Annotated in this window: 27 protein-coding genes; 11 read left to right on the forward strand and 16 right to left on the reverse strand. The window is 70.5% G+C overall.

Translation table 11 applies throughout. The features are described from left to right. Positions 1–28: 28 nt before the first annotated feature. Genes ACFZDC_RS22195 through ACFZDC_RS22235 form a run of 9 tightly spaced genes read right to left on the reverse strand, consistent with a single transcriptional unit; the run spans position 29 to position 3020 of the window. A complete protein-coding gene (locus ACFZDC_RS22195; protein ID WP_391326279.1) occupies positions 29–211 on the reverse strand; it encodes a hypothetical protein in 183 nt (60 codons plus the stop codon). Positions 212–228: 17 nt separating this feature from the next. Continuing rightward, positions 229–417 carry a hypothetical protein gene (locus ACFZDC_RS22200; protein ID WP_391326280.1) on the reverse strand — a complete coding sequence of 63 codons (189 nt, stop codon included), beginning with the start codon at positions 415–417 and terminating at the stop codon, positions 229–231. Then, the gene (locus ACFZDC_RS22205) at positions 414–728 is read right to left on the reverse strand and encodes a hypothetical protein (protein ID WP_391326281.1); all 315 of its coding nucleotides are present in this window, start codon (positions 726–728) and stop codon (positions 414–416) included. Before ACFZDC_RS22205 ends, ACFZDC_RS22200 begins: the two co-directional genes overlap by 4 nt. Beyond that, the gene (locus ACFZDC_RS22210) at positions 725–1510 is read right to left on the reverse strand and encodes a DUF2637 domain-containing protein (protein ID WP_391326283.1); all 786 of its coding nucleotides are present in this window, start codon (positions 1508–1510) and stop codon (positions 725–727) included. The genes ACFZDC_RS22205 and ACFZDC_RS22210 overlap by 4 nt, the downstream gene beginning before the upstream one ends. Further along, positions 1507–1704 (reverse strand): hypothetical protein, encoded by a 198-nt coding sequence (locus ACFZDC_RS22215; RefSeq protein WP_391326285.1) that lies wholly within the window; start codon positions 1702–1704, stop codon positions 1507–1509. The genes ACFZDC_RS22210 and ACFZDC_RS22215 overlap by 4 nt, the downstream gene beginning before the upstream one ends. Beyond that, the gene (locus ACFZDC_RS22220) at positions 1701–2075 is read right to left on the reverse strand and encodes a DUF6907 domain-containing protein (RefSeq protein ID WP_391326287.1); all 375 of its coding nucleotides are present in this window, start codon (positions 2073–2075) and stop codon (positions 1701–1703) included. Before ACFZDC_RS22220 ends, ACFZDC_RS22215 begins: the two co-directional genes overlap by 4 nt. Beyond that, positions 2072–2284 (reverse strand): hypothetical protein, encoded by a 213-nt coding sequence (locus ACFZDC_RS22225; protein WP_391326289.1) that lies wholly within the window; start codon positions 2282–2284, stop codon positions 2072–2074. Before ACFZDC_RS22225 ends, ACFZDC_RS22220 begins: the two co-directional genes overlap by 4 nt. Then, the gene (locus ACFZDC_RS22230; RefSeq protein ID WP_391326290.1) at positions 2281–2778 is read right to left on the reverse strand and encodes a DUF6907 domain-containing protein; all 498 of its coding nucleotides are present in this window, start codon (positions 2776–2778) and stop codon (positions 2281–2283) included. Before ACFZDC_RS22230 ends, ACFZDC_RS22225 begins: the two co-directional genes overlap by 4 nt. Beyond that, on the reverse strand, positions 2775–3020 hold the full coding sequence (locus tag ACFZDC_RS22235; protein ID WP_391326292.1) for a helix-turn-helix domain-containing protein: 246 nt from the start codon (positions 3018–3020) through the stop codon (positions 2775–2777). Before ACFZDC_RS22235 ends, ACFZDC_RS22230 begins: the two co-directional genes overlap by 4 nt. Positions 3021–3208: 188 nt before the next feature. Here ACFZDC_RS22235 and ACFZDC_RS22240 point away from each other — a divergent pair, with 188 nt between their 5' ends. After that, entirely contained in the window at positions 3209–3913 is a 705-nt protein-coding gene (locus ACFZDC_RS22240; RefSeq protein ID WP_391326293.1) for a UTRA domain-containing protein, read from the forward strand. 297 nt (positions 3914–4210) lie between these two features. On the opposite strand, the gene ACFZDC_RS22245 is transcribed toward ACFZDC_RS22240, so the two are convergent. From ACFZDC_RS22245 to ACFZDC_RS22255, 3 genes are all read right to left on the reverse strand, one after another. Continuing rightward, positions 4211–4498, reverse strand: coding sequence for a tyrosine-type recombinase/integrase (locus ACFZDC_RS22245; protein WP_391326295.1), 288 nt, complete (start codon positions 4496–4498; stop codon positions 4211–4213). A 304-nt stretch (positions 4499–4802) separates the two neighbouring features. Further along, positions 4803–6029 carry a hypothetical protein gene (locus tag ACFZDC_RS22250; protein WP_391326296.1) on the reverse strand — a complete coding sequence of 409 codons (1227 nt, stop codon included), beginning with the start codon at positions 6027–6029 and terminating at the stop codon, positions 4803–4805. Positions 6030–6872: 843 nt separating this feature from the next. After that, on the reverse strand, positions 6873–7355 hold the full coding sequence (locus tag ACFZDC_RS22255; protein ID WP_391326298.1) for a hypothetical protein: 483 nt from the start codon (positions 7353–7355) through the stop codon (positions 6873–6875). 307 nt (positions 7356–7662) lie between these two features. On the opposite strand from ACFZDC_RS22255, the gene ACFZDC_RS22260 reads away from it, so the two are divergent. Then, a complete protein-coding gene (locus ACFZDC_RS22260; RefSeq protein ID WP_391326299.1) occupies positions 7663–8082 on the forward strand; it encodes a hypothetical protein in 420 nt (139 codons plus the stop codon). Between the two features lie 350 nt (positions 8083–8432). Here the strand turns inward: ACFZDC_RS22260 and ACFZDC_RS22265 are convergent, their stop codons facing one another. Further along, on the reverse strand, positions 8433–8687 hold the full coding sequence (locus ACFZDC_RS22265) for a hypothetical protein (protein WP_391326301.1): 255 nt from the start codon (positions 8685–8687) through the stop codon (positions 8433–8435). A gap of 276 nt (positions 8688–8963) precedes the next feature. On the opposite strand from ACFZDC_RS22265, the gene ACFZDC_RS22270 reads away from it, so the two are divergent. The 4 genes from ACFZDC_RS22270 to ACFZDC_RS22285 all read left to right on the forward strand — a co-directional run bounded on the left by ACFZDC_RS22270 (position 8964) and on the right by ACFZDC_RS22285 (position 12239). Further along, complete coding sequence (locus tag ACFZDC_RS22270; protein WP_391326302.1) at positions 8964–9221, forward strand: hypothetical protein; 258 nt, start codon at positions 8964–8966, stop codon at positions 9219–9221. Positions 9222–9231: 10 nt separating this feature from the next. Then, positions 9232–10614, forward strand: a complete 1383-nt coding sequence (locus ACFZDC_RS22275) for a hypothetical protein (RefSeq protein WP_391326304.1) — start codon at positions 9232–9234, stop codon at positions 10612–10614. A 117-nt stretch (positions 10615–10731) separates the two neighbouring features. Further along, positions 10732–11652, forward strand: a complete 921-nt coding sequence (gene htpX, locus ACFZDC_RS22280; RefSeq protein ID WP_391326306.1) for a zinc metalloprotease HtpX — start codon at positions 10732–10734, stop codon at positions 11650–11652. A 2-nt stretch (positions 11653–11654) separates the two neighbouring features. After that, positions 11655–12239, forward strand: coding sequence for a hypothetical protein (locus tag ACFZDC_RS22285; RefSeq protein WP_391326308.1), 585 nt, complete (start codon positions 11655–11657; stop codon positions 12237–12239). 16 nt (positions 12240–12255) lie between these two features. On the opposite strand, the gene ACFZDC_RS22290 is transcribed toward ACFZDC_RS22285, so the two are convergent. Beyond that, the gene (locus ACFZDC_RS22290; RefSeq protein WP_391326310.1) at positions 12256–12531 is read right to left on the reverse strand and encodes a hypothetical protein; all 276 of its coding nucleotides are present in this window, start codon (positions 12529–12531) and stop codon (positions 12256–12258) included. Between the two features lie 131 nt (positions 12532–12662). On the opposite strand from ACFZDC_RS22290, the gene ACFZDC_RS22295 reads away from it, so the two are divergent. Together ACFZDC_RS22295 and ACFZDC_RS22300 are read left to right on the forward strand one after the other, a co-directional pair. Next, positions 12663–13418, forward strand: a complete 756-nt coding sequence (locus tag ACFZDC_RS22295; protein WP_391326311.1) for an alpha/beta fold hydrolase — start codon at positions 12663–12665, stop codon at positions 13416–13418. Continuing rightward, positions 13419–14312: a phosphotransferase gene (locus tag ACFZDC_RS22300; protein WP_391326313.1), complete on the forward strand. Its 894-nt coding sequence runs from the start codon at positions 13419–13421 to the stop codon at positions 14310–14312. A 9-nt stretch (positions 14313–14321) separates the two neighbouring features. On the opposite strand, the gene ACFZDC_RS22305 is transcribed toward ACFZDC_RS22300, so the two are convergent. Beyond that, positions 14322–15662, reverse strand: a complete 1341-nt coding sequence (locus ACFZDC_RS22305) for a DUF2252 family protein (RefSeq protein ID WP_391326315.1) — start codon at positions 15660–15662, stop codon at positions 14322–14324. A 169-nt stretch (positions 15663–15831) separates the two neighbouring features. Here ACFZDC_RS22305 and ACFZDC_RS22310 point away from each other — a divergent pair, with 169 nt between their 5' ends. Continuing rightward, on the forward strand, positions 15832–17016 hold the full coding sequence (locus tag ACFZDC_RS22310) for a DNA glycosylase AlkZ-like family protein (protein WP_391326317.1): 1185 nt from the start codon (positions 15832–15834) through the stop codon (positions 17014–17016). Positions 17017–17061: 45 nt separating this feature from the next. Here ACFZDC_RS22310 and ACFZDC_RS22315 read toward each other — a convergent pair whose 3' ends face one another. Beyond that, entirely contained in the window at positions 17062–17376 is a 315-nt protein-coding gene (locus ACFZDC_RS22315; protein ID WP_391326319.1) for a hypothetical protein, read from the reverse strand. Between the two features lie 164 nt (positions 17377–17540). Here ACFZDC_RS22315 and ACFZDC_RS22320 point away from each other — a divergent pair, with 164 nt between their 5' ends. Both ACFZDC_RS22320 and ACFZDC_RS22325 read left to right on the forward strand, forming a co-directional pair. Then, on the forward strand, positions 17541–17909 hold the full coding sequence (locus ACFZDC_RS22320) for an ArsC/Spx/MgsR family protein (protein WP_391326320.1): 369 nt from the start codon (positions 17541–17543) through the stop codon (positions 17907–17909). A 119-nt stretch (positions 17910–18028) separates the two neighbouring features. Continuing rightward, positions 18029–18739 (forward strand): hypothetical protein, encoded by a 711-nt coding sequence (locus ACFZDC_RS22325; protein WP_391326322.1) that lies wholly within the window; start codon positions 18029–18031, stop codon positions 18737–18739. The last annotated feature ends 2 nt before the right edge of the window (positions 18740–18741 follow it).

The following is an 18741-nucleotide window of genomic DNA, read 5'->3' on the forward strand; positions in this document are numbered from 1 at the left end:
GCCGGGTGACGGCCGCCCCGTGGCAGAGCTACTTGCGGCCCTTGGCCCGGGCGGCCTCGCGCTCGAGGGCCTTCTCACGGATCCGGTCGGCCTGGTTCTCCAAGGCCCGGGTGGACTTGCCGTAGGAGCGGCGCCGCTCGATACGGATGCCGAGGGCGATGATCTGCGCCAACTCACGGGCGTTGTACGGGTCGTGCTTCGAGAGCGCCATGGGGGCGTCCTTCCTGGTCAGAGACGGCCGGAGTACATGTCGGAGCGGACCGCCATGACTTCCTCGAACGAGTAGTCCCGGCCGTCCAGCTGAGCGAGGCGGACGACGTCGGCGACGCCGATGCCGTTGTGGATGGCCTGCAACTTCCGCCACCAGGCGGCGATCTCCCGCTCACGGGCGGCCCGCTTCCGGCGAAGCATGGTCACCGCCCCTTCTGGTAGTCGGCGAGCAGGGATTTCAGGACGAGCAGGCACGCGGTGGCGCACACAGCGCCGACGGCCACGGCGACGGCCAGGAGGGCGGCGGCCATAGCGAGGGCGGTGAGGGCGACCGCGCCTCCGATGCCGGCCGCCATGTACAGGCCGATCGGGCGGCGGACCGGGGGCGGGGCAAGCTGCTGCGGCTGCTGGTTCAGCAGCTGCTGCGCGGCGAGGATCGCCAGAATCTGCTTGGTCATGTCGGTGTTGTCGGCGGCCTCGATGGCGTCGCGGGCGGCCCGCTCGATGGCGTCGCTCATGACCGCACCTCGACAACCTCGCGGCGCAGCTCGGTCGCCTCCCGGCGGGACAAGCCGAGTTCGTCCTGCAGCGTCTTGATGGTCACCGGGCGGCGAGTCGACATGACCGCCTGCCTGTTCAGGCTGCGGGCCTTCCGCCGCAGCTCGGCCGGGGTGAGGGCGATGACCTCGGTGACCACCCGCCGATCCGTCTCGGCAGGTACCGCAGCGGTCAGCTTCATGGACAGATCGGAAGCCTTCGTAGCGCTCCAGAACGTCCCGGCCTCCAGCGCGGGCACCGGCGGGATGACCACCGGAGCAGGCTCCAGAACGGGCTGCGGCTGGTCATCCTCGACCCGCTCGACGGTCACCTCGGTGGTCACCTCGACCGGCTCGGCGTGCTCGGTGAGGGCCTGGTGGATCTGCTTCATCAGGGCGCCGAACGCCAGCAGTGCGGCCGTGGGCGGCACCGCGGCCACCACATAGTTCAGCGGGTCCGCGTGCGAGCCGACACCCGCCACGTTCAGGGCAATCGAGCCACCGGAGCCGACGACGACCAGGCCGACCGCCCAGACGTCGACCTTGCGGGCGAGGGCCGCCCGCAGCATCAGCAGCTCACCCGCCACGATGAACAGGTCCAGCGTGGCCGGCCACGCCCAGGCCCTCATCGGTGCGCCGCTCAGGCCATGCCGGCGGGCGACCTCGGCGAGGTGCGCGTAGGACAGCCAGAACGCCGCAGCCGTCAGAGCGACGATGACCAGACCAGCCGCAAGGGCCAGGGCCCGAGTCGGATTGCGCTTCATTCGCCCACCTCCGGGCAGGCGGCCCGCACCGCGCGGTGCGCCGCCAAGTTGACGCCGTGCCTGTCACCCATCGCGTTCGCGGTGAGCAGGTCGGCGATGACGATCTGAATCGGGGGAAGGGTCCGGGCGGACCGGGCCGCCGCACGGATGGCGGCGGCCTCGGTCGGCCGGCGGATCGGCCAGCGGGAGGTCACGCGATCTCACCGCGCAGGCGGATCGCCTCGGTGGCCAGGGCCTCGATGCGGCACGCGGCCACCCGCAGGCCCTCGGCGATGTGGCGGCCGTCCTCGGCCTGGTAGTCGCCCTCGGCGTCCAGGACCAGGGAGATGACCGGCACCAACTCCCGGAACGGCGCCCACGAAATGCACGCGGCGAGCATCGGCAGCCACCGGTCGGCGTCCGTGACCGTGCCGGCCTTCACCCGCACCGACCGGTGCGTGATGTCGTTCCGGCCGATCCCGGCACCGACCTGCCAGCCGTGGCCGATGCACCACGGCGGGCACTCGACCTCAACCGGGCCGTGGTCGATCGTGTCCAGCGTCCAGCGACGCGGCAGCGCGGTCACCGCTCACCTCGCTCGGCGTCGATGGCGGCAAGCAGCTGCCGGACCCGGGTGTTCAGGGAGACCGCAGCGTGCAGCATGTCGCCATAGGAGTGGATGTTCAGGCCGGCCGTCTCGTCGAGGATCCGCCGGGTCGCCGTGATCTCGATGTCCAGGGAGTACGGCGCCGGGTACTCCTTGCCCGGCTCGTGCAGCGGGTCGTAGGCGCTCACGCGGCACCGCCGATGGCGTTGGCCTGACGCGCGGTGCGGGCCATGTGCCGCAGCTCGGACGCGAAGCCGATCAGGTCGTCGGCCAGCTTCTCCGCCATGTCCGGCGTGATGTGCGCACCCTCGTCGCCGGTCTTGTCCGACACCGAGATGTGCGCCGCCCTGAAGTCCGGGTTCGTGGCGACCGGGTCGGCCTCGATCCAGGCGTGCAGCTGGACCGGGTAGGCGCCGTACCCGAAGGTCGGAACGTACACGTTCGCCCCGCCCTGGCGGTGCATGACGTCCTCGACGGCCCGCACCGACTCGATGACGTGGTCCTCGTCGCACCACGTCGGGCAGGGCAGGTAAGCGATGGTCGAGACGGAGCCCGTCTCCACCTTCACCGGCGCCAGGCGGAAGCCGGCCGGGACGGTGGGCTGGGACTGGTCGGCGGCCGTCGGTTGCTGGGGGATGCCGGCGAGAGCGGCAATGTGCTGGGTGATGGCGTTGGTGGTCACAGGGCCACCGCCAGTTCGCTGGTCGGGATGCCGCGCTCGGTCAGGTACTGCGTGAAGGCGGCCCGGGAGACGCGGATGGTGCCGCGGCCCGAACCGACCCGGTACGAGGGGAGGCGGCCGGCCTTGATCTCGGCGTAGACGGTGGAGACGTCCACGCGGAGGGCGGCGGCGATGTCCTTGGCCCGGAGCGGTTCGCTCGCGGGCGCCTGCGTCTGGGCAGGCGAGATAAGCTCAACGTGCATCTGAGACCTCGACTCTTGGATGCGAGGCCCTGGCGGGATCAAGACGGTGTTAACGGCACCGTCCTCGCCGGGGCTTTCTGCTGCCCACTAGACTGGTCTAGAAGGGTTTCGGGAGTCAAGGACTCTTCTGAACTATTTCAGAATAGGGAGGTTTTGTGGGCTCAGAATCGCGGCCGATGGCGCCCTACATGCGCATCGCGACACAGATCATCAGGCGGATCACCAGCGGTGATCTGCAGCCAGGCGACCACATCCCATCCGTAAGCAAGATCATGGAAACGGAGGGGGTAAGTCGCGCTACGGCGGCTCGGGTGGCCTCCGTCCTGCGCGCCGAGGGCTACGCCGAGTCAGTCCAGGGCGTCGGCACGGTCGTCACAAGGCCCAAGAAGCTGACGGCGGGCGCTGACCGTCTCGCGCAGCTGCGGACCGGCGGCCCCGGCATCGGCGAGGACGAGCGGGTGGAGATCGTGGGCGCCGAGCTGGAGCCCGCGACGCAGGAAGTCGCCGACGCTCTCGGGTTGGAGGCCGGCGCCGAGGTCATCCGACGCCGACGCCGGTACATCGACGGCGCCGGGGTCGTCACGGTCTCCACTACGTGGATCGCCGGCCAGCTGGCGGAGCAGGCGCCCGAGCTGCTGGAGACGGAGCCGCTGCCGAAGATGACGTTCGGCCTCATCGAGGAACGGACCGGCCGGCGGGCCTCGAGGCGCCGTGACACGGTCGCGCTCCGCGAGGTGCCCGAGGACGTCGCCGCCCTGCTCGACACGGAGCCGGGCACGGTCGTCCTCACCATGACGAACCACTACTGGGACCAGGACGGCGAGCCGACCGAGTACGCCGTCGACTACCTCGGGGTCGGGCGTGACCTCTCGTCGGAGTACGACCTCGACTGACCCCGACGGGCGACTCTCGGTGATGGCCAGCGGTCCGCAAACAGTCCGCAAGATGATCGAAGGTAGCCAACGCTACCCAACGTCCGCTAACGCGAAAAAGGGCAGGTCACAGCATTAAGGCCCCTCCGCCGCTGGTGACAGAAGGGCCGTTGAAGTTCGAGCTCTACTTCGACGTGTGATATCGCCCCAGGTCAGAGCGGTAACCGCTCACCTGGGCCGTCTGTGGGCCGTGGGCCGGTTCTCCCAGCGCGGGAGAGCCGGCCCACGGCTTTTTGACCCCGGGCCCTCCAAGCCTGCTCAGGCTGCGTCGTCACGTCGCTCTCGAAATGCCTGGTCGATGGCTTTGCGAGCTCGATCCTGGCTGTTCGGCAACAGGTGAGTGTAAGTACGCAGCGTGAAGCCGGGGCCCGCGTGCCCGAGGTACTCGGCCAAGGCCTTCACGTTCTCCCCCGCGTCCAGCAGGACCGACGCGTAGTAGTGCCTCAGGGCGTGCATGCCGTGCTCGCGCGACTGCTTGAACCTCTCCCCAGGCGACCGCTCGGGGATCACTCCAGCTGAGACCAGAGCGGGCTTCCAGAGGTACATGTTGAAGTAGTTGCGGTTCAGCGCCTTCCGTTCCCGCGAACGGGATGGGAGCTGGGGTGAGGGGTGTGTTGACGTAGGCGGGTGTGTGCGCCGTGCTTAAAGAAGAAAACGGCCGCCGGACGGCCCGGTCCGCATAGTCCCGGCGGACGTCCTCGCGGGCCGGACGGCAACCGGTGTCCTCCACAACTTTGAGGTCGAGCTTCCCTCCGCGGGTGCTCGGCCAAGTGGCACCCGAACGCGACGAGCTCCGGACCCGGAGGTCCGGAGCTCGGTCGGTGCGGATGTGCCGCGTGCCGTCGAGTGATCAGCCGTTGGAAGAGCTGGGCTTGGCGACCTTCACGCTGGAGCAACCGGGGACGTTGTCCCCGGCGCAGTTGTCGGGGCGGTTCTTGAAGATCTCGCTGTTCCTGAGGATGACCTTGGCGCCCGCCTCGTTGTAGATGCCGCCGCCCGTTTCGGTTGCGCGGTTCTCGGTGACCGTCGTGTGCTCAAGGGTGAGGGTCGTCGTGTTCGTGTCGCTCGTTTCCTGCTCGTTGTTGATGCCGCCGCCGAGCCGGCCGGCCTGGTTGTCCTCGATCTCGCTCTTCTTCAGGGTCAGCGTGCCCTCGTTGTTGAGTGCACCACCAAACTTGCCGGCCACGTTGCGGTAGAAGCGACTGCCCGAGATTTCGGTCGCGCTTGTGCCCGTGGGGTCGCTGTTGATGGCGCCGCCGTCGAGGCCGGCCCAATTCTCGATGAACTTGCTGTCCCTGATGCTGGCGGAGCCCAGCTGGTTGATTGCGGCGCCGTCGTCGTCACGTGCCTCGTTATTGGAGAAGTGGGTCCCTTCGACCGTCAGCGTGCCCTGGTTCTGGATACCGCCGCCGTCCTCTTGGGCGGTGTTGCCGGCGATGGTGGACTTCTTGACGGTGAGAGTGCCGGCCGCGTTGTTGCTGATGCCGCCGCCGTCTCCGGCTTCGTTGCCGACGGGTGTATTGAAGGCCACGTTGGTGAGGACCTGGCTGTTCACGAGTGTGAGGTTTCCGCCCTCGTTGGAGAGGCCGCCTCCGTCGCCGGACACTTGGTTGCCGGAAACTGTGACATTCTCCAGCTTGAGTGTGCCTTCGTTGGCGATTCCTCCGCCGTCCGCCTCTCCGGGATGGCTGTTCAGGTAGCCGCCGGTCACCGTGAGGTTCGTGAGGGTGAGGCTCCCGCCTTCCTCGACGCGGAGAATCCGGAATTCGGTGCCTCTTGCCGAGCGGATCAGGGTCGAGCCGTTGCCGATGATCTTGACGTTGCCGGTGATCGGAGGCAGAGCGTTCACGCTTCCGGCTGCGAAGGGGTTCGCGAACCGATAGGCACAGTCCTTGGCCAGCTTGATCGTGCCGCCGTTGACGTTGGCCAGGTTGATGGCGTCGATGAGGTCCTGGGATCCGCCCGAGTCGCAGGGGATGGTGACGTCGGCCTGGGCCGCCGCAGCCGGGACTGCCGACACGCCTAGGCCGAGGCTTGCGACGAGGGCTGAACCGACAAGCAACAGATGCTTGTTCATGAGTGTCCTTCCAGATGGTTCAAGCGACCCGACCGGCATCTGTTTGTCCGTCACCTAAGAGCAGCACGGACCCGGGCGCTTTTTTGGGCGTGAATGATGTAACACCCAGCCCCTGGGACATCACGCAGCATCACCTGTCCGGTGCGGAAAGTGCGTACGGATGGAGTCGGTGATCGCCCCGAACGGACTCCGGCAGCGGTTCAAGGACTGCACGGCTCGGACTGGTCGGCCGTAACTGTCCGTGACTGCGCGGACGGCAGCGCACGGCGCGTCGACGCTGGCCGCTGAAGGCATTCTGATTCGGGGTCGTAATGCCTGGGTTCGGCCATGCGCTCGTCTAGCTACGGGGAGGAGACAAGTAGCGCTGCGCAACTGTTGAGGCAAGGCTTTGAGTGCCTCGTTTCCTCACCTTGGTCGGCGCGTTGGGCCGGTTGCGTGATTTCGAGGTGCTGCCTGAGAGGACAGGTGGCGGCCGCTGGTCGCATTCGGCAGGCGCCCGCAGGAAGCCGGATACTGCGGCGTAGACGACGCTCCCACCACAGCCGTACAGCAACTGAGTACAGCAACCACAGCAACTGAGCCCGCCCACCAGCGTCCCTTCAGGACCGTAGTGCGGCCGGTACGACCCTGCGCGACCGCTCCACATAGCGCTACGGATCAAAAGTTCCCCGTGCACAACCGTGCCCGATCGAGCGGGGAACCACGGGGAACGGCGGTAAGTCCCGGAGTCCGGGCAAGCGAACGGCCCCCGACCATCAACCCTGGTCAAGGGCCGTTCTCACTGCTCACGCTGCGGAGGCGGGGGGATTCGAACCCACGGTGACATCGCTGCCACGACGATTTTCAAGACCGTGTACGGATCGACGCTCCCAAAGCGTCGACCGCGTCGAGTGCGCCCACGGCCGCGTGGATATGGGCCGGGCCGCGACGCAACCGTTCTCCTGCGCACCACCAGAACAGTCGCTCCTGAGCATCCTCCCTTGGATGCATGCCCAGGCCATGCTCGGGGCACAGGGGCCACGCCTGCCACAGAAGCTCCATGACGGTCTCCTGCGCGGCATCGGCGACGCTCGCCAGTGCAGAGGCAAGGCCGTCCTGTGAGTTCGGGTCCAGGCAGTTGCCGTGCCACTCGCCGTTGGCCATGGCGACGTAGACGTCCTCCGGCTCATCCGCAGCGTGGGACGGAAGGGCCAGCAGTTGCAGGGGTTCCAACTGGGGAAGCGTCACCGCCAGGTCCCGGTTCAGAAGAGCGAGCGCCTGGTCCCACACTAGGTACTCGCCCGGCGAGACGCGGCGAGGCTCGGGGGGTTCGAAAAGAGCGCACATGAGCACCATCCTCCGCCACACCGGAGACAGCCCCGAGCGCTCAACAGCGTCGCCCTCTGCAAAAAACCGCGTGTGACGGCTGACATCAGCGGCTGACACCAACAAGCACGAACAGCGGCGCTCGGCGGCGGACCTCGCGATCTTCCAAACTCGCTACGCCGACCGCGCTTGCCTCCGCAGGCATCATGCCGGCGCGCAATGACTGACCCTCACCAGAACACAGAGCGATCACATCATCGGATCGACTGGCTACGAGCCACCTCGAAGATGATCTCTATCCTTACCTGCGCATATACGATCCCTGGCCATGAAGCGTTCGATGATCGCGCTGGCCAGCGCAGGAGCAGTCACGCTCGCCGCAGGCGGGTACGCCGTCGGAGCGACGCGGCATGACCGCACACCCGAGCAGTCCGCTACGCGCCAGCAGGCCGGCAACGACTTCGGGAAGCGAGCCAATCAGCTGCGGGAGCAGAAGAAGCGCGAAGCCCGTGATGAGGACTATCTCAACTCCGTGAACGCGTTCGCGGAATCAGCCCAAGTGCAGATCCTCGGCCTGATCGTCGATCAGAATCCGACCTGTTTCAGTGGCGCGACTCGTGCGGCAGCGGCGTATCTGCAGAAGCCTCGCTCCAAAGACGCGGAGGGCCTGCAGGCCGGGGAGGATGTCGCGGCCTGTGAACTCCTCAGCATCGCGCTCAAGGACTGCTCGGTCACAGCAGCCGACTGAGGAAGCAGTACCGCATGATCACCTGCTCAGCCGAGCAGACCTCAGTGACCGTCCGCCCAGAATTCGCTTCCAGGTACAGCACGCGACACTCCCGCTGCGGCCGTCTCCGGGCCGTGCGCGGAGGTGCTCAACGACGACCAATGCTGACAACCACCGACAGCCAAGTCGCAGGTCGCAGTGTTGGTCGATGACACGGCCGCAGGTCAGGGACCCGGTCCTTCACTTCTTCGACGTGTGACATGGCCGCCCGGCGGTCACGCGCCGGACGACACGACACGGGAGGGCCGCCACCTGCGAACGCCGCAGGTGGCGGCCCTCGGCCGTGCTCACAGCCCTGTCACACCGCCTTCTCAGCCCACCACGATCACTACGACGCCCGTGCCGAAGCCGTTGTTGAAGCCGTTGTTGAAGCCGTTGTTGAAGCGGTTGTTGAAGCCGAAGCCGTTGTTGAAGCCACAGTTGTTCCACCAGCAGCCATGATTGGTGGAGACCTGGGTCGGGGTCGCCGCCGACGCGGTGCCGGCGGTGCCGATCGCCACTCCGCTCGCCATCAGAACGCCGATGGCCGACGCGGCGGCAAGACGCCTCGCACGATGTGCATTCATGGATCCACCTTCCTTCCACCCCTCGTGCGGCTTTCCGGGCACGAGACGGATGGCCGCGAACTCGGAGTGAGGAGTCCGGCGCGGTCGTAGGGGACGCCGCACGGGCATGAGAAGCAGGGCAGACACCATCGGGCACCCTGCGGTGCGGCTCTCACCTGTAAACGATAACCGTCCGGTGACCACGCAGCATCTTGGGCAACTTTTGCCGCTTCACAGGCTTCCTACTCTCGGGGGATCATCCTCCTGGCTCTGTCCGACGAGAGAGGTTGAACGGGGATGACTGAACAGGACGACTGGGAGCGCGAATTCGACCACAGGTGGGCGAACTCCGCCGAGCACAAGGAGCCCTCCGCCCGGGCCCGGATGCTGGCCGCCCGCTGGAAGGAGAACCCGCCGGACCCGGCGCCGTTCCGCGCCGACCCGGACCGGGGGGCGCCGCGGCGGTCCTCATGGGTGTCGACGGTCGTGGTGCTCGGCTGTGTGGCCGCGGTGATAGTCCTGCTCGGGTACGCGCAGATGCGCTCGCCCTACTAGGAGGCGGCGAGTGCGAGAGGGGATCCGGGCAGCGCGGCGGCTCGCCGAGGGCGCGGCGCTGCGAGACGTCCTCGACACCGGCGACCCGGCCGCCTGGCTGGCGCTGGACGAGGGCGTGCGGGCGGACGAGTGGTACCTCCCGCCCTACGCCGTTCCCACCTGGGAGGAGACGGACGGCGGGCGGACCCCGACCGCCGTCCTGCGCGGCGACGGCCCGCTCACCGAGTCCCGGCTCGCGCTCGCCCTGTGCCACCGCGACGGCCGGATCCGGCACAGGGCGCTGGGCCTGGTCGCCGGGCATGCGGCGCTGCTGCCGCTGGTGGCCGTGCGGTGTGCCGACTGGGCCGAGCCGGTGCGCGAGCGGGCCCGGAAGCGGCTCAGCGAGGCTCTGGACGCACACACGGCCGCGCGGCTCGCCCCGCTGGTCCGGCGCCTCGGCGGCCGACACCGCGGGGACTTCGCCGTCGGCCTGCTGAGCGATGTGCTGCGACGGGCGCCCGGAGAACAGCTGGCCCCGCTGCTCGCCTCCCCCGACCGCCGGGTGCGCCGGTTCGCGTACGGCCTCGCCGTCGAGCAGGGGCGGCTCTCCACCGCCGAGCTGGCTCGCGCGGCCGCCGGGGACGACGACGCCGTCGTGCAGACCCGGTGCGCCGAGGCCGCCCTGGCTGCCGTGGCGGAAGAGGACGCGGAGGAGGTGCTGGGAGCGCTGCTCGGGGCACGCAACCCCCGGGCCCGGTCCGCCGGGGTGACCGCGCTGCGGCGGCTGGAGCGGCCCCGGCAGGCCGTCGCGTTTCTGGCGGACCGCTCGGCGCTGGTGCGGGCCTGCGCCCGGTATGTCGTACGGCAGCACGGGACCGATCCGCTGCCCTGGTACCGGGACCGGTGCGCCGACCCGGGTGATCCCGCGCTGCCGCCGGGGGCCGCCATCGGGCTCGCGGAGTGCGGGACGCGTGCGGACGCCGGCCTGCTGTGGCCGCTGCTGGACCACCCGGCGCCGGGTGTACGGGCCAGGGCGGTGGCGGGTCTGCGCACCCTGGACGTGACGGACGTGGCGCGGATGCGGCGGCTGCTGGACGACCCGGCACCCGCGGTGGTGGGCGAGGCGACGCTCGCCCTGCTCCCGTCGGCCGCGCTGCTGCCCGAGACGTGGCTGGTGGAGCGGCTGGCGGTGGCGCGGTCCCGCTGGGTTCGTCTGTCGGCGTACCGGCTGCTGGACGGGCACGGCGGGGTCGTACGGCTGCGGGCGGCCGAGGCGCTGCTCGGTGATCCGGACGACCGGCTGCGGACGCGCGCCGAGGCGGCCGTACGGCGGGCACTGCGCCGGGGGGTGGCGGGCCGGGCGGACGCCGAGCTCGCCGAGCTGCTCGGGCGGCCCCGTCTCCGCCTGGGCTGACACCGGCGACCCACCGGGACCTTTTGCTGCTCCTAGGGTCGTTCGGAACCACTTCATGGGAATCGGCAGGTGCACACTGGACAGCGGGACGAGTGCCTGACTGCGGGGTGATGCAAGATGCAGAGCCGCTTCCGGAGCGATCGGCGGCTGACCGTGCGGATGACGGTCACGTTGTTCCTGCTCGGGCTGTTGTACGTGGCCTTCGTCGCCGCCTTGATCGTGTTGCTGAAGTCCTGGCTGCTGGTCGTCGTCCTGGTCGGGGCGATGTTCGTGGCGCAGTTCTGGTTCTCCGACCGGATCGCGATGTTCGCCATGCGCGGGCGGGTCGTGGAGCGTGAGGAGTATCCCGAGCTGCACGCCGTCGTCGACCGGCTGTGCGCGATCGCGGACATGCCCAAGCCGGTGGTCGCCGTCTCCGAGATGGGCATGCCGAACGCGTTCGCGACCGGGCGCAATCCCGACCACGCCGTGGTCTGTGTGACCACGGGGCTGCTGCGGCGGCTGGAGCCCGCCGAGCTGGAGGGTGTGCTGGCGCACGAGCTGTCGCACGTGGCGCACAAGGACGTCGCCGTGATCACGGTCGCGTCGTTCCTCGGGGTGATCGCGGGACTGATCGTGCGGTTCGCCTTCTACTCCCAGGTGCTCGGCGGGGGCCGCAGGGACCAGAACACGGCCGCCGTCTTCGCCGCCGTGATCGGCGTCGCCGCGGCCGTGTACGCGATCAGCTTCCTGCTGATCCGCGCCCTGTCCCGGTACCGGGAGCTGGCGGCCGACCGGGCGGCCGCGCACCTGACCGGCCGGCCCTCGGCGCTGGCCTCGGCGCTCACCAAGGTCTCCGGGGACATCGCCCGGATCCCGACGGAGGACCTGCGCACGGCCCAGGCCTTCAACGCCTTCTACTTCACCCCGGCGACCGGCAAGGAGCCCGGCATCGAGCGGTTCTTCTCCACCCACCCGACCCTGGAGCAGCGGCTGGACCAGCTGGGCCGGATCTCCGCGGAGCTGGGTGAGGCGTCCGCGCCCGGGAAGGCGGGCTGAGCATGGGGCTGCTGGACATCCTGCTCGGCCGTACGAAGCCGGTCGCCCCCGATCTGGACCAGCTGTTCGCGCTGCCCTCGGCGGCGGTGACGCTGCAGGTGGCGGCCGGGTTCACGCCGACCGGCGTCGGTGCGGTGTGCTTCGCCACGGTCGAGGGCGCCGCCTTCGAGCAGACCCACCGGGAGGTCCAGGCCCTGCTGGACGCGGACACCGACCGCACCGGACCTCCGGTGGAACTCACGCAGGACGACTACGGCTACTCCTGGCTGGTCTCCCGGCGGACCCCGGACCAGCTGCCCCAGCTGGTCAACGACCTGCACGCGGTGAACAGCTCGATGGAGGCCAACGGCTTCGGCCCGCAGCTGCTGTGCTCCCTCGCCGCGTTCGAAAACGACCGCGGACGCCGCCTGGCCCTCGTCTACCTCTACAAGCGCGGTACGTTCTACCCCTTCGCGCCACTGCCCGGCGCCGCCGAGCGCCGGGACAGCGCACTGGAGTTGCAGGTGAAGGCCGCGCTCGTGAACGACCTCAGGGCCGAGGAGGATCTGGGTCGCTGGTTCCCGGTATGGGCCGCCCCCGGCCTGTGAGCGGCGGCGGCCCCGCTCACCCGGCCTTCTCGCGCTTCTGACGCCGAACCTCGAAGGGGCGCTCGCGACGGTAGCGGCGCTCCCACTTGGCCTGGCGGTCCCTGCGCTCGCGGTACGCCCGGTAGGAGTCGGGCGGCGTGCCCGGGGCGGCCGGCGGGGTGGTCGTACCGGGCGAGCGCCGGCCGTACTTCGCGTACAGGTAGAGCAGCGCGACGGCGGCGAGCCACCAGGTGTGGTTCGAGAATCCGAGGATCACCAGGACGACGGTCCCGGAGAGGACGATGCCACTCATGACGGACCTCCGTGGGGTGAGTGCGGATGGGGGCGTGTCGGCTTCGCGACGTTTGTTCAGGGTAGGGAGGCCGTCACCGGGCGTGCACCTCCTTTTCCGTGCGGCCCGACGGCTGTGAGTGAATGACCCGCATGAGCGAACTCTCCCGCGCGTACGAGGAATTCACCTACGCGTACGACGGTGAACGGCTCAGCGCGGTGAGCGCGGGACCGCCCGGACGGGCGACCGTCGTCCTCCTGCACGGCGCGGGCAACGGCAGCAAGGAACGGCTGCTGCCGCTGCTCGCCGAGGTGGCGGCGCACGGCTGCCACGCGCTGGCCTTCGACTTCTCCGGGCACGGCGGGAGCACCGGTGCGCTCGCGGAGTTGAGCCTGCGGCGGCGGTTCGCGCAGGCGGTGGCGGTGGTCGACGCGCATGCTCCGGCGGGCGACCCGCTGGTCCTGGTGGGGTTCAGCATGAGCGGCCAGACGGTCGCGGACCTCGTCCGCCATTACGGGCGCCGGGTGGCGGCCGTCGGCCTGTGCGCGCCCGCCGTGTACGCGCCCGAGGCCTGGGACGTGCCCTTCGGCAACGGCGGCGGCCGGTTCAGCGAGATCATCCGTACGCCCGACGGCTGGCGGAACTCGTCCGCGCTCACGACCCTGCGGGCGTACGAGGGCCGGGCGGTGCTCGCGGTGCCGGGCACGGACGCGGTCATCCCGCCGGCGGTGACGGAGGCCGTGCAGGACGCGCTCTCGGCGCGCGCGCAGTACACCCGTTTCGAGCTCCCGGACGCCGAGCACCGGTTGGGGCCGTGGTTCCGTGAGCACGCCGCGGACCGGCGGGAGTTCGTTGCCGCGCTGCTCGGCGGCCCGGTGGAAGGGGGCTGGACGGCGACCCGGAGCTGAGTGGCCAAGCAGCTTGCGGAGGGCCGTACGGTCACCGGCTGCCGCCTGCTCTCGGGGGGCTGGTCCTCGCAGCTGCGGGGGCTGACCCTCGACGACGGGGAGGAGCTGGTGCTGCGCTCCTTCGTGAAGCCGTTCTTCCGGCGGCACGCCCCGGGCCTGCTGTCCCGGGAGGCGTCCGTCGTCGCCCTGCTCGCCGGGCGGGAGGGCATCCCGGCGCCGGCGCTCGTCGCCGTGGACGCCACCGCCCAACACTGCGACCACCCGAGCCTGTTGATGACCCGGCTGCCGGGCGTGGTACGCGTGGACGAGGAGGACCCGGAGGCCCTGGGCCGGCGGCTGGACCTGCTTGCCGCCCAGTTGGTCCGGATCCACGCGGTGGTTCCGGAGGAGCTTCCGCGCGCGTACCAGGCGTGGACGTCTCCGGAGCGCGTTCTCGCCCCGGCGGGCGGAATGTGGGAGCGGGCGGCGGACGTGATCCGCCGCGACCCGCCGCCGTACCGCGGCCGCTTCCTGCACCGGGACTACCATCCCGGGAACGTGTTGTTCACGGGGGCCGGTGACGGACTGCGGGTGAGCGGGGTCGTCGACTCGGTGGACACCTCGTGGGGCCCCGCCGACCTCGACGTCGCCCACTGCTCGACGGCACTGGCCCTGCTGCACGGCCCCGCGCAGGGGTTGGCCTTCCGGGCCCGGTACGAGGCGCAGGGCGGTCATGGGCTCGCGGTCGGGCCGGACCACCTGTACTGGCGGCTGCTCGATGCCCTGGCCTACTCCCCCGACGCCGGGAAACTTGCCGGCCCGTGGCGGGAGCTGGGGCGTACGGATCCCACGCCGGACGTGCCGGCCGAGCGGCTGGAGGCCTATGTGCGCCTGCTGCTGGAGCGGTACGGCTGATCGGGGGGGTCACACCCCGGGTTCCGCGGTCACCACGCCCGCCGCGATGGCCGCGACGAGTCCGGCGTGGTCGGCGGCGGTCTGGTCGGCGTAGGCCAGGGCGAACTCGGCGACGGCGCGGTCGAAGCTGTCGGAGCCGCCGAGGTAGGCGGCGATGGCGATGCGGTCGCCGGAGCGGGCGTGGGCCCGGGCCAGGGTGGTGCCGCACAGGCGGGCGTAGGCGAGCAGGCCGGCCGGGTCGAGGCCGGTGACCTCGGCGGAGCCCTTCATGTCGCGCAGTCGGCGCCAATAGAAGGCCCGGTCCTGCGGCCCGCTCATCCAGCCGAGGAAGATGTCGGTGGCCGACTGCAGCAGGCGCTGTCCGGCGACCACCCGGTGCCCGGGATGGATGTACGGCCCGTTCGGCAGGTGCTCCTCGAGCACCGATGTCCGCGCCTCCTTGATCTGCAGGACCAGCGGGTCGTCGGCGTCGCGCCCGGTGAGCAGCACGATGAAGCAGCGCAGGCCGACGCTGCCGACCCCGACGACCTTGCGGGCGGCGTCGACGAAGCGGTACCGGTCGAGGAGGTGGCGGCGTTCCTCGGGGAGGGTGGAGCGGTAGTCGCTGAAGGTCTTGCGCAGGCAGGCCGTGTCCGGGGCGCCGGCGGGTTCGAGGAGCGGGGGGTCGTGGATGATCCGGCGTCGCCCGTCGACCACCTCCGTCAGCTTTTCGAGGGCCTGGAGGCTGGTACGGCGGCGGGCCCGGGTGAGGCTGGACTCGAGGCGGTGCCGCCGGCGGGCGGAGCGGACCAGGGGCAGCAGACTGTCGGCGTCGACCTGTTCGTACCAGACGGCCAGCTCGCCGAGCCCGGCCAGCCGGCGCATGGCGGTGCGGTATCCGGTGACGGCCGCCTGGGCCGCGGCCCGCGTGCCGGCCTTGCCGTGCCCGTTCTCCCGGGCGGCCACGGCCACACTGGCCGCGAGCCGCTTGACGTCCCAGTCGAAGGGGCCGGGGAACGTCTCGTCGAAGTCGTTGAGGTCGAAGAGCAGGGCGCGTTCCGGTGAGGCGTGGAGCCCGAAGTTGAGCAGGTGGGCGTCGCCGCACAGCTGCACGGTGAGCCCCGTGTGCGGCTGGGCGGCGAGGTCGGCGGACATGACCGCGGCGGCGCCGCGCAGGAAGGCCAGCGGCGAGGCGGCCATCCGCCCGTAGCGGATCGGCAGCAGCTCCGGCAGCCGGTCACGGCCCTGCCGCTCCAGGGCGGCGACGGGGTCGGGCCGGTCGGCGGAAGGGAGCCAGAGGGCGTGCGCGGAGCGGGGCACATCCTTGCGAGCCGCTCTGCCGCGCTGGGCGCGGTCCTCGAGGGTGCTCATACGGCGGCCTCTTTCTGCGGTTCCCCGCGTCTGCCGTCACCTCCTGCTGGCAGTGAAGTCCGCGGGGGCGGGCGGCCGCACGCGGAGTACGGCGAACGGGTGAAGCGGCGGATTGTCAGTGGTGTCTGCGACCCTGCGGACAGGGGATGGTGAGCGACGGGAGGTCGGTATGGGTGACGGACGGCGGCGGCGCATCGACGTGGCGGAGCGGCGGGCCCGGCTGGCCCTGCGGCACCGCCTCGCGGGTGCGGCCCGGGCGGCGGCCCCCGAGGAGGTCGCGGCCTCCCTGGTGGCCCTGCACGGCACGGACCCGGCGACGGTGCACCTGGCGGTGGCCGCGCGGCTCGCCGACCCGGCGAAGGCGGTGCCGGAGACGGAGCGGGCGCTGTACGAGGACCGCACGCTGGTGCGGATGCACGGCATGCGGCACACGGTGTTCGTGTTCCCGACCGAGCTGACGGCCGTCGTCCACGCCTCGACGGGCCTGGCGGTGGCCGCCCGTGAACGGGCCTCCCTCCTGAAGGACATGGCAAAGGCGGGCGCGCCGGACGCGGCCTGGCTGGCGGAGGTGGAGGCGGCCACGCTGGCCGCGCTGGCCCGCCGCGGCCAGGCGACGGCGGCGGAGCTGACGGCGGACGAGCCGCGCCTGCGCGAGCAGTTCGTGTACGCGGCGGGGAAGAGCTACGAGGGCGTCCACACGGTCTCCTCCCGCCTGCTGCGCGTGCTCGGCGTCGAGGGCAAGGTGGTGCGCGGCCGCCCGCTCGGCTCCTGGACGTCGAGCCTGTTCACGTGGGCGCTCGCTCCGGAGCACCCGGTCATGGATACGGCGCGGGCGCAGTCGGCTCTGCTGGAGCGCTGGCTGCGGGCCTGTGGCCCGGCGACGGAGGCGGACCTGAAGTGGTGGACCGGCTGGCGTGTGACGGAGGTCCGCCGGGCGCTGTCCGCGATCGGTGCGCGGGAGGTGTCGCTGGAGGAGGGCACGGGTCATGTCGCCGACGGTGACGAGGACCCGGTGGAGGCCTCCGGGGAGTCCTGGGCGGCCCTGCTCCCCGCTCTGGATCCGACGGCCATGGCATGGCAGCGGCGCGACTGGTATCTGGACCCGGCGCTGCGTCCTGCGCTGTTCGACCGCAGCGGCAATGTGGGGCCGACGGTGTGGTGGAACGGCCGGGTGGTGGGTGGCTGGGCCCAGCGTCCGGGCGGGGAGATCGTCTGGCGGATCCCCGAGGCCGGTGTACGCAGAGAGGCCGAGGCCGCGGTGGCCGTGGAGGCGGAGCGGTTGCGGGGGTGGGTGGGGACGACGAAGGTGACGCCGCGGTTCCGGACGCCGCTGGAGCGCGAGTTGTCGGCGTGAGGAACCGGGTGCCCCGCACCGTCACGGGGCACCCGGCACCACGGCTCAGCGCGAGTAGCGCATGAACGCCCGCACCATGTGGCACGTCGTGTTCGACGGCGGATGCACGCCGATCCTCTCCGCCGTGCTGCGGATCGTCTCGTCGTGGGCCTGGTTGGGCAGGTAGATCCCGGAGTCGAGCAGGGCGATGGCGAGGCGCATGGCCTTCAGGCGCCGGTTGTGCGTGACGTACCACTCGCGCGGCCGCCCGGCCGGCAGCGGACGCTTCTCCATCGGCGCGTAGGGCGAGTCGAGCCGGACCGAACGCTTGGCGGTGGACTGGGTCGGCAACGGCTTGGTCGTCAGGGCGGCAGCGGGCACAGGCATCCTCCTGTCGCGGTCAGGGCACCCACCGGAAGACCCGGCGATGCCCTCGAACACTGCTTCTATTCTACGACCCGCCACTGACAAAAGCCCCTGGCCACAAGGGCTTTCGGGGCTGCCGTGACAGACGTGGAAGACGGGTTTCGCGTACCGTGTGCGGCATGGAGATCTGGATCAATCCCGCCTGCTCGAAGTGCCGCAGCGCCCTCAGCCTCCTCGATGCCGAGGGGGCCGACTACACCGTCCGCCGCTATCTGGAGGACGTGCCGAGCGAGGACGAGATCAGGGCCGTACTCGACCGGCTCGGGCTCGAGCCGTGGGACATCACCCGCATCGAGGAGGCCGCCGCCAAGGAGCTGGGGCTCAGGGAGTGGGCGCGCGACGAGGTGTCGCGGGACCGCTGGATCACGGCCCTCGCCGAGCACCCCGGACTCATCCAGCGCCCGATCATCACGGCCGACGACGGAACGGCCCTGGTGGCCCGCTCCGAGGAGGCCGTGCAGGACGCGCTCTCCCGCGGCAAGAGCTGAGCAGGGCGCAACTCGGCTGTGACGCAGGTTACTTCGATGACTCCTGTAACCGCTGAGTAACCTCGTTCGGGATCTCGTACATAGCGGCGTACGCTCCCCTACCTCTTGAGGAGGCGCGCATGTCGCGCAGGAGAACCCTCAGCACGAAGAAGAAGCTCGCGCTGCTCGTCAGCGCCGCCGCGGTGGCGGGCGGCGGAGCCTTCGCGCTGGCGTCCACCTCGAACGCCGCCCAGAGTCCGCAGAACGCCAAGACGCTGTCCGCCGGGGACTCGACCGTCTGCCAGGGGCTGGCCACGGCCCACGGCAACAACGACAAGTTCATCGCGGACCAGAAGGCGAACCCGGACGCGCAGTCGGCGGCCCGGATCGCCAACCGCGAGGCGGTCATCAAGCAGATCGAGGTCCAGCAGAAGGCTGCCGGATGCACCGTTGGGGAGTCGGCTCAGGGCTCCCAGGCGGCGCAGAACGGCAACGCCCAGCAGGGCGGCGGCGACCAGCAGGCCGGCGGCGCCCAGCAGACCGCACAGCCGGCGCAGACCGGCGCCGCGGGAAACAACGGCGGTGACGCTGCCGCGGCCTCCGGTCAGCAGGTCTGCAACGGTTCCACCGTCACGCTCTCCGGCGAGGGCGGTGCCCCGGCCGCGTCCAGCAACCAGTTCCCGGCGGGTACGACGCTGAAGGTCACCAACCTGGACAACAACAAGTCCACGACGGTGAAGGTCACCTCGGTCTCCGGCAGTTGTGTGCTGCTCAACAACGCGGCCTTCGAGCAGGTCCGGGAGCCGGGCAAGTTCCTCATCCGCCGTGCCGTGATCGAGAAGGTGGGGTGACG

The organism is Streptomyces sp. NPDC007905 (assembly GCF_042959345.1).
GTDB lineage: Bacteria > Actinomycetota > Actinomycetes > Streptomycetales > Streptomycetaceae > Streptomyces.

What these genes read in the sequence shown, in the direction of transcription:
- ACFZDC_RS22195 (WP_391326279.1), bottom strand. Translation starts at nt 211, where the DNA reads ATGGCGCTCTCGAAGCACGACCCGTACAACGCCCGTGAGTTGGCGCAG.
- ACFZDC_RS22205 (WP_391326281.1), bottom strand. Translation starts at nt 728, where the DNA reads ATGAGCGACGCCATCGAGCGGGCCGCCCGCGACGCCATCGAGGCCGCC.
- ACFZDC_RS22210 (WP_391326283.1), bottom strand. Translation starts at nt 1,510, where the DNA reads ATGAAGCGCAATCCGACTCGGGCCCTGGCCCTTGCGGCTGGTCTGGTC.
- ACFZDC_RS22235 (WP_391326292.1), bottom strand. Translation starts at nt 3,020, where the DNA reads ATGCACGTTGAGCTTATCTCGCCTGCCCAGACGCAGGCGCCCGCGAGC.
- ACFZDC_RS22240 (WP_391326293.1), top strand. Translation starts at nt 3,209, where the DNA reads ATGCGCATCGCGACACAGATCATCAGGCGGATCACCAGCGGTGATCTG.
- ACFZDC_RS22245 (WP_391326295.1), bottom strand. Translation starts at nt 4,498, where the DNA reads ATGTACCTCTGGAAGCCCGCTCTGGTCTCAGCTGGAGTGATCCCCGAG.
- ACFZDC_RS22250 (WP_391326296.1), bottom strand. Translation starts at nt 6,029, where the DNA reads ATGAACAAGCATCTGTTGCTTGTCGGTTCAGCCCTCGTCGCAAGCCTC.
- ACFZDC_RS22255 (WP_391326298.1), bottom strand. Translation starts at nt 7,355, where the DNA reads ATGTGCGCTCTTTTCGAACCCCCCGAGCCTCGCCGCGTCTCGCCGGGC.
- ACFZDC_RS22260 (WP_391326299.1), top strand. Translation starts at nt 7,663, where the DNA reads ATGAAGCGTTCGATGATCGCGCTGGCCAGCGCAGGAGCAGTCACGCTC.
- ACFZDC_RS22265 (WP_391326301.1), bottom strand. Translation starts at nt 8,687, where the DNA reads ATGAATGCACATCGTGCGAGGCGTCTTGCCGCCGCGTCGGCCATCGGC.
- ACFZDC_RS22270 (WP_391326302.1), top strand. Translation starts at nt 8,964, where the DNA reads ATGACTGAACAGGACGACTGGGAGCGCGAATTCGACCACAGGTGGGCG.
- htpX (WP_391326306.1), top strand. Translation starts at nt 10,732, where the DNA reads ATGCAGAGCCGCTTCCGGAGCGATCGGCGGCTGACCGTGCGGATGACG.
- ACFZDC_RS22285 (WP_391326308.1), top strand. Translation starts at nt 11,655, where the DNA reads ATGGGGCTGCTGGACATCCTGCTCGGCCGTACGAAGCCGGTCGCCCCC.
- ACFZDC_RS22290 (WP_391326310.1), bottom strand. Translation starts at nt 12,531, where the DNA reads ATGAGTGGCATCGTCCTCTCCGGGACCGTCGTCCTGGTGATCCTCGGA.
- ACFZDC_RS22295 (WP_391326311.1), top strand. Translation starts at nt 12,663, where the DNA reads ATGAGCGAACTCTCCCGCGCGTACGAGGAATTCACCTACGCGTACGAC.
- ACFZDC_RS22305 (WP_391326315.1), bottom strand. Translation starts at nt 15,662, where the DNA reads ATGAGCACCCTCGAGGACCGCGCCCAGCGCGGCAGAGCGGCTCGCAAG.
- ACFZDC_RS22310 (WP_391326317.1), top strand. Translation starts at nt 15,832, where the DNA reads ATGGGTGACGGACGGCGGCGGCGCATCGACGTGGCGGAGCGGCGGGCC.
- ACFZDC_RS22320 (WP_391326320.1), top strand. Translation starts at nt 17,541, where the DNA reads ATGGAGATCTGGATCAATCCCGCCTGCTCGAAGTGCCGCAGCGCCCTC.
- ACFZDC_RS22325 (WP_391326322.1), top strand. Translation starts at nt 18,029, where the DNA reads ATGTCGCGCAGGAGAACCCTCAGCACGAAGAAGAAGCTCGCGCTGCTC.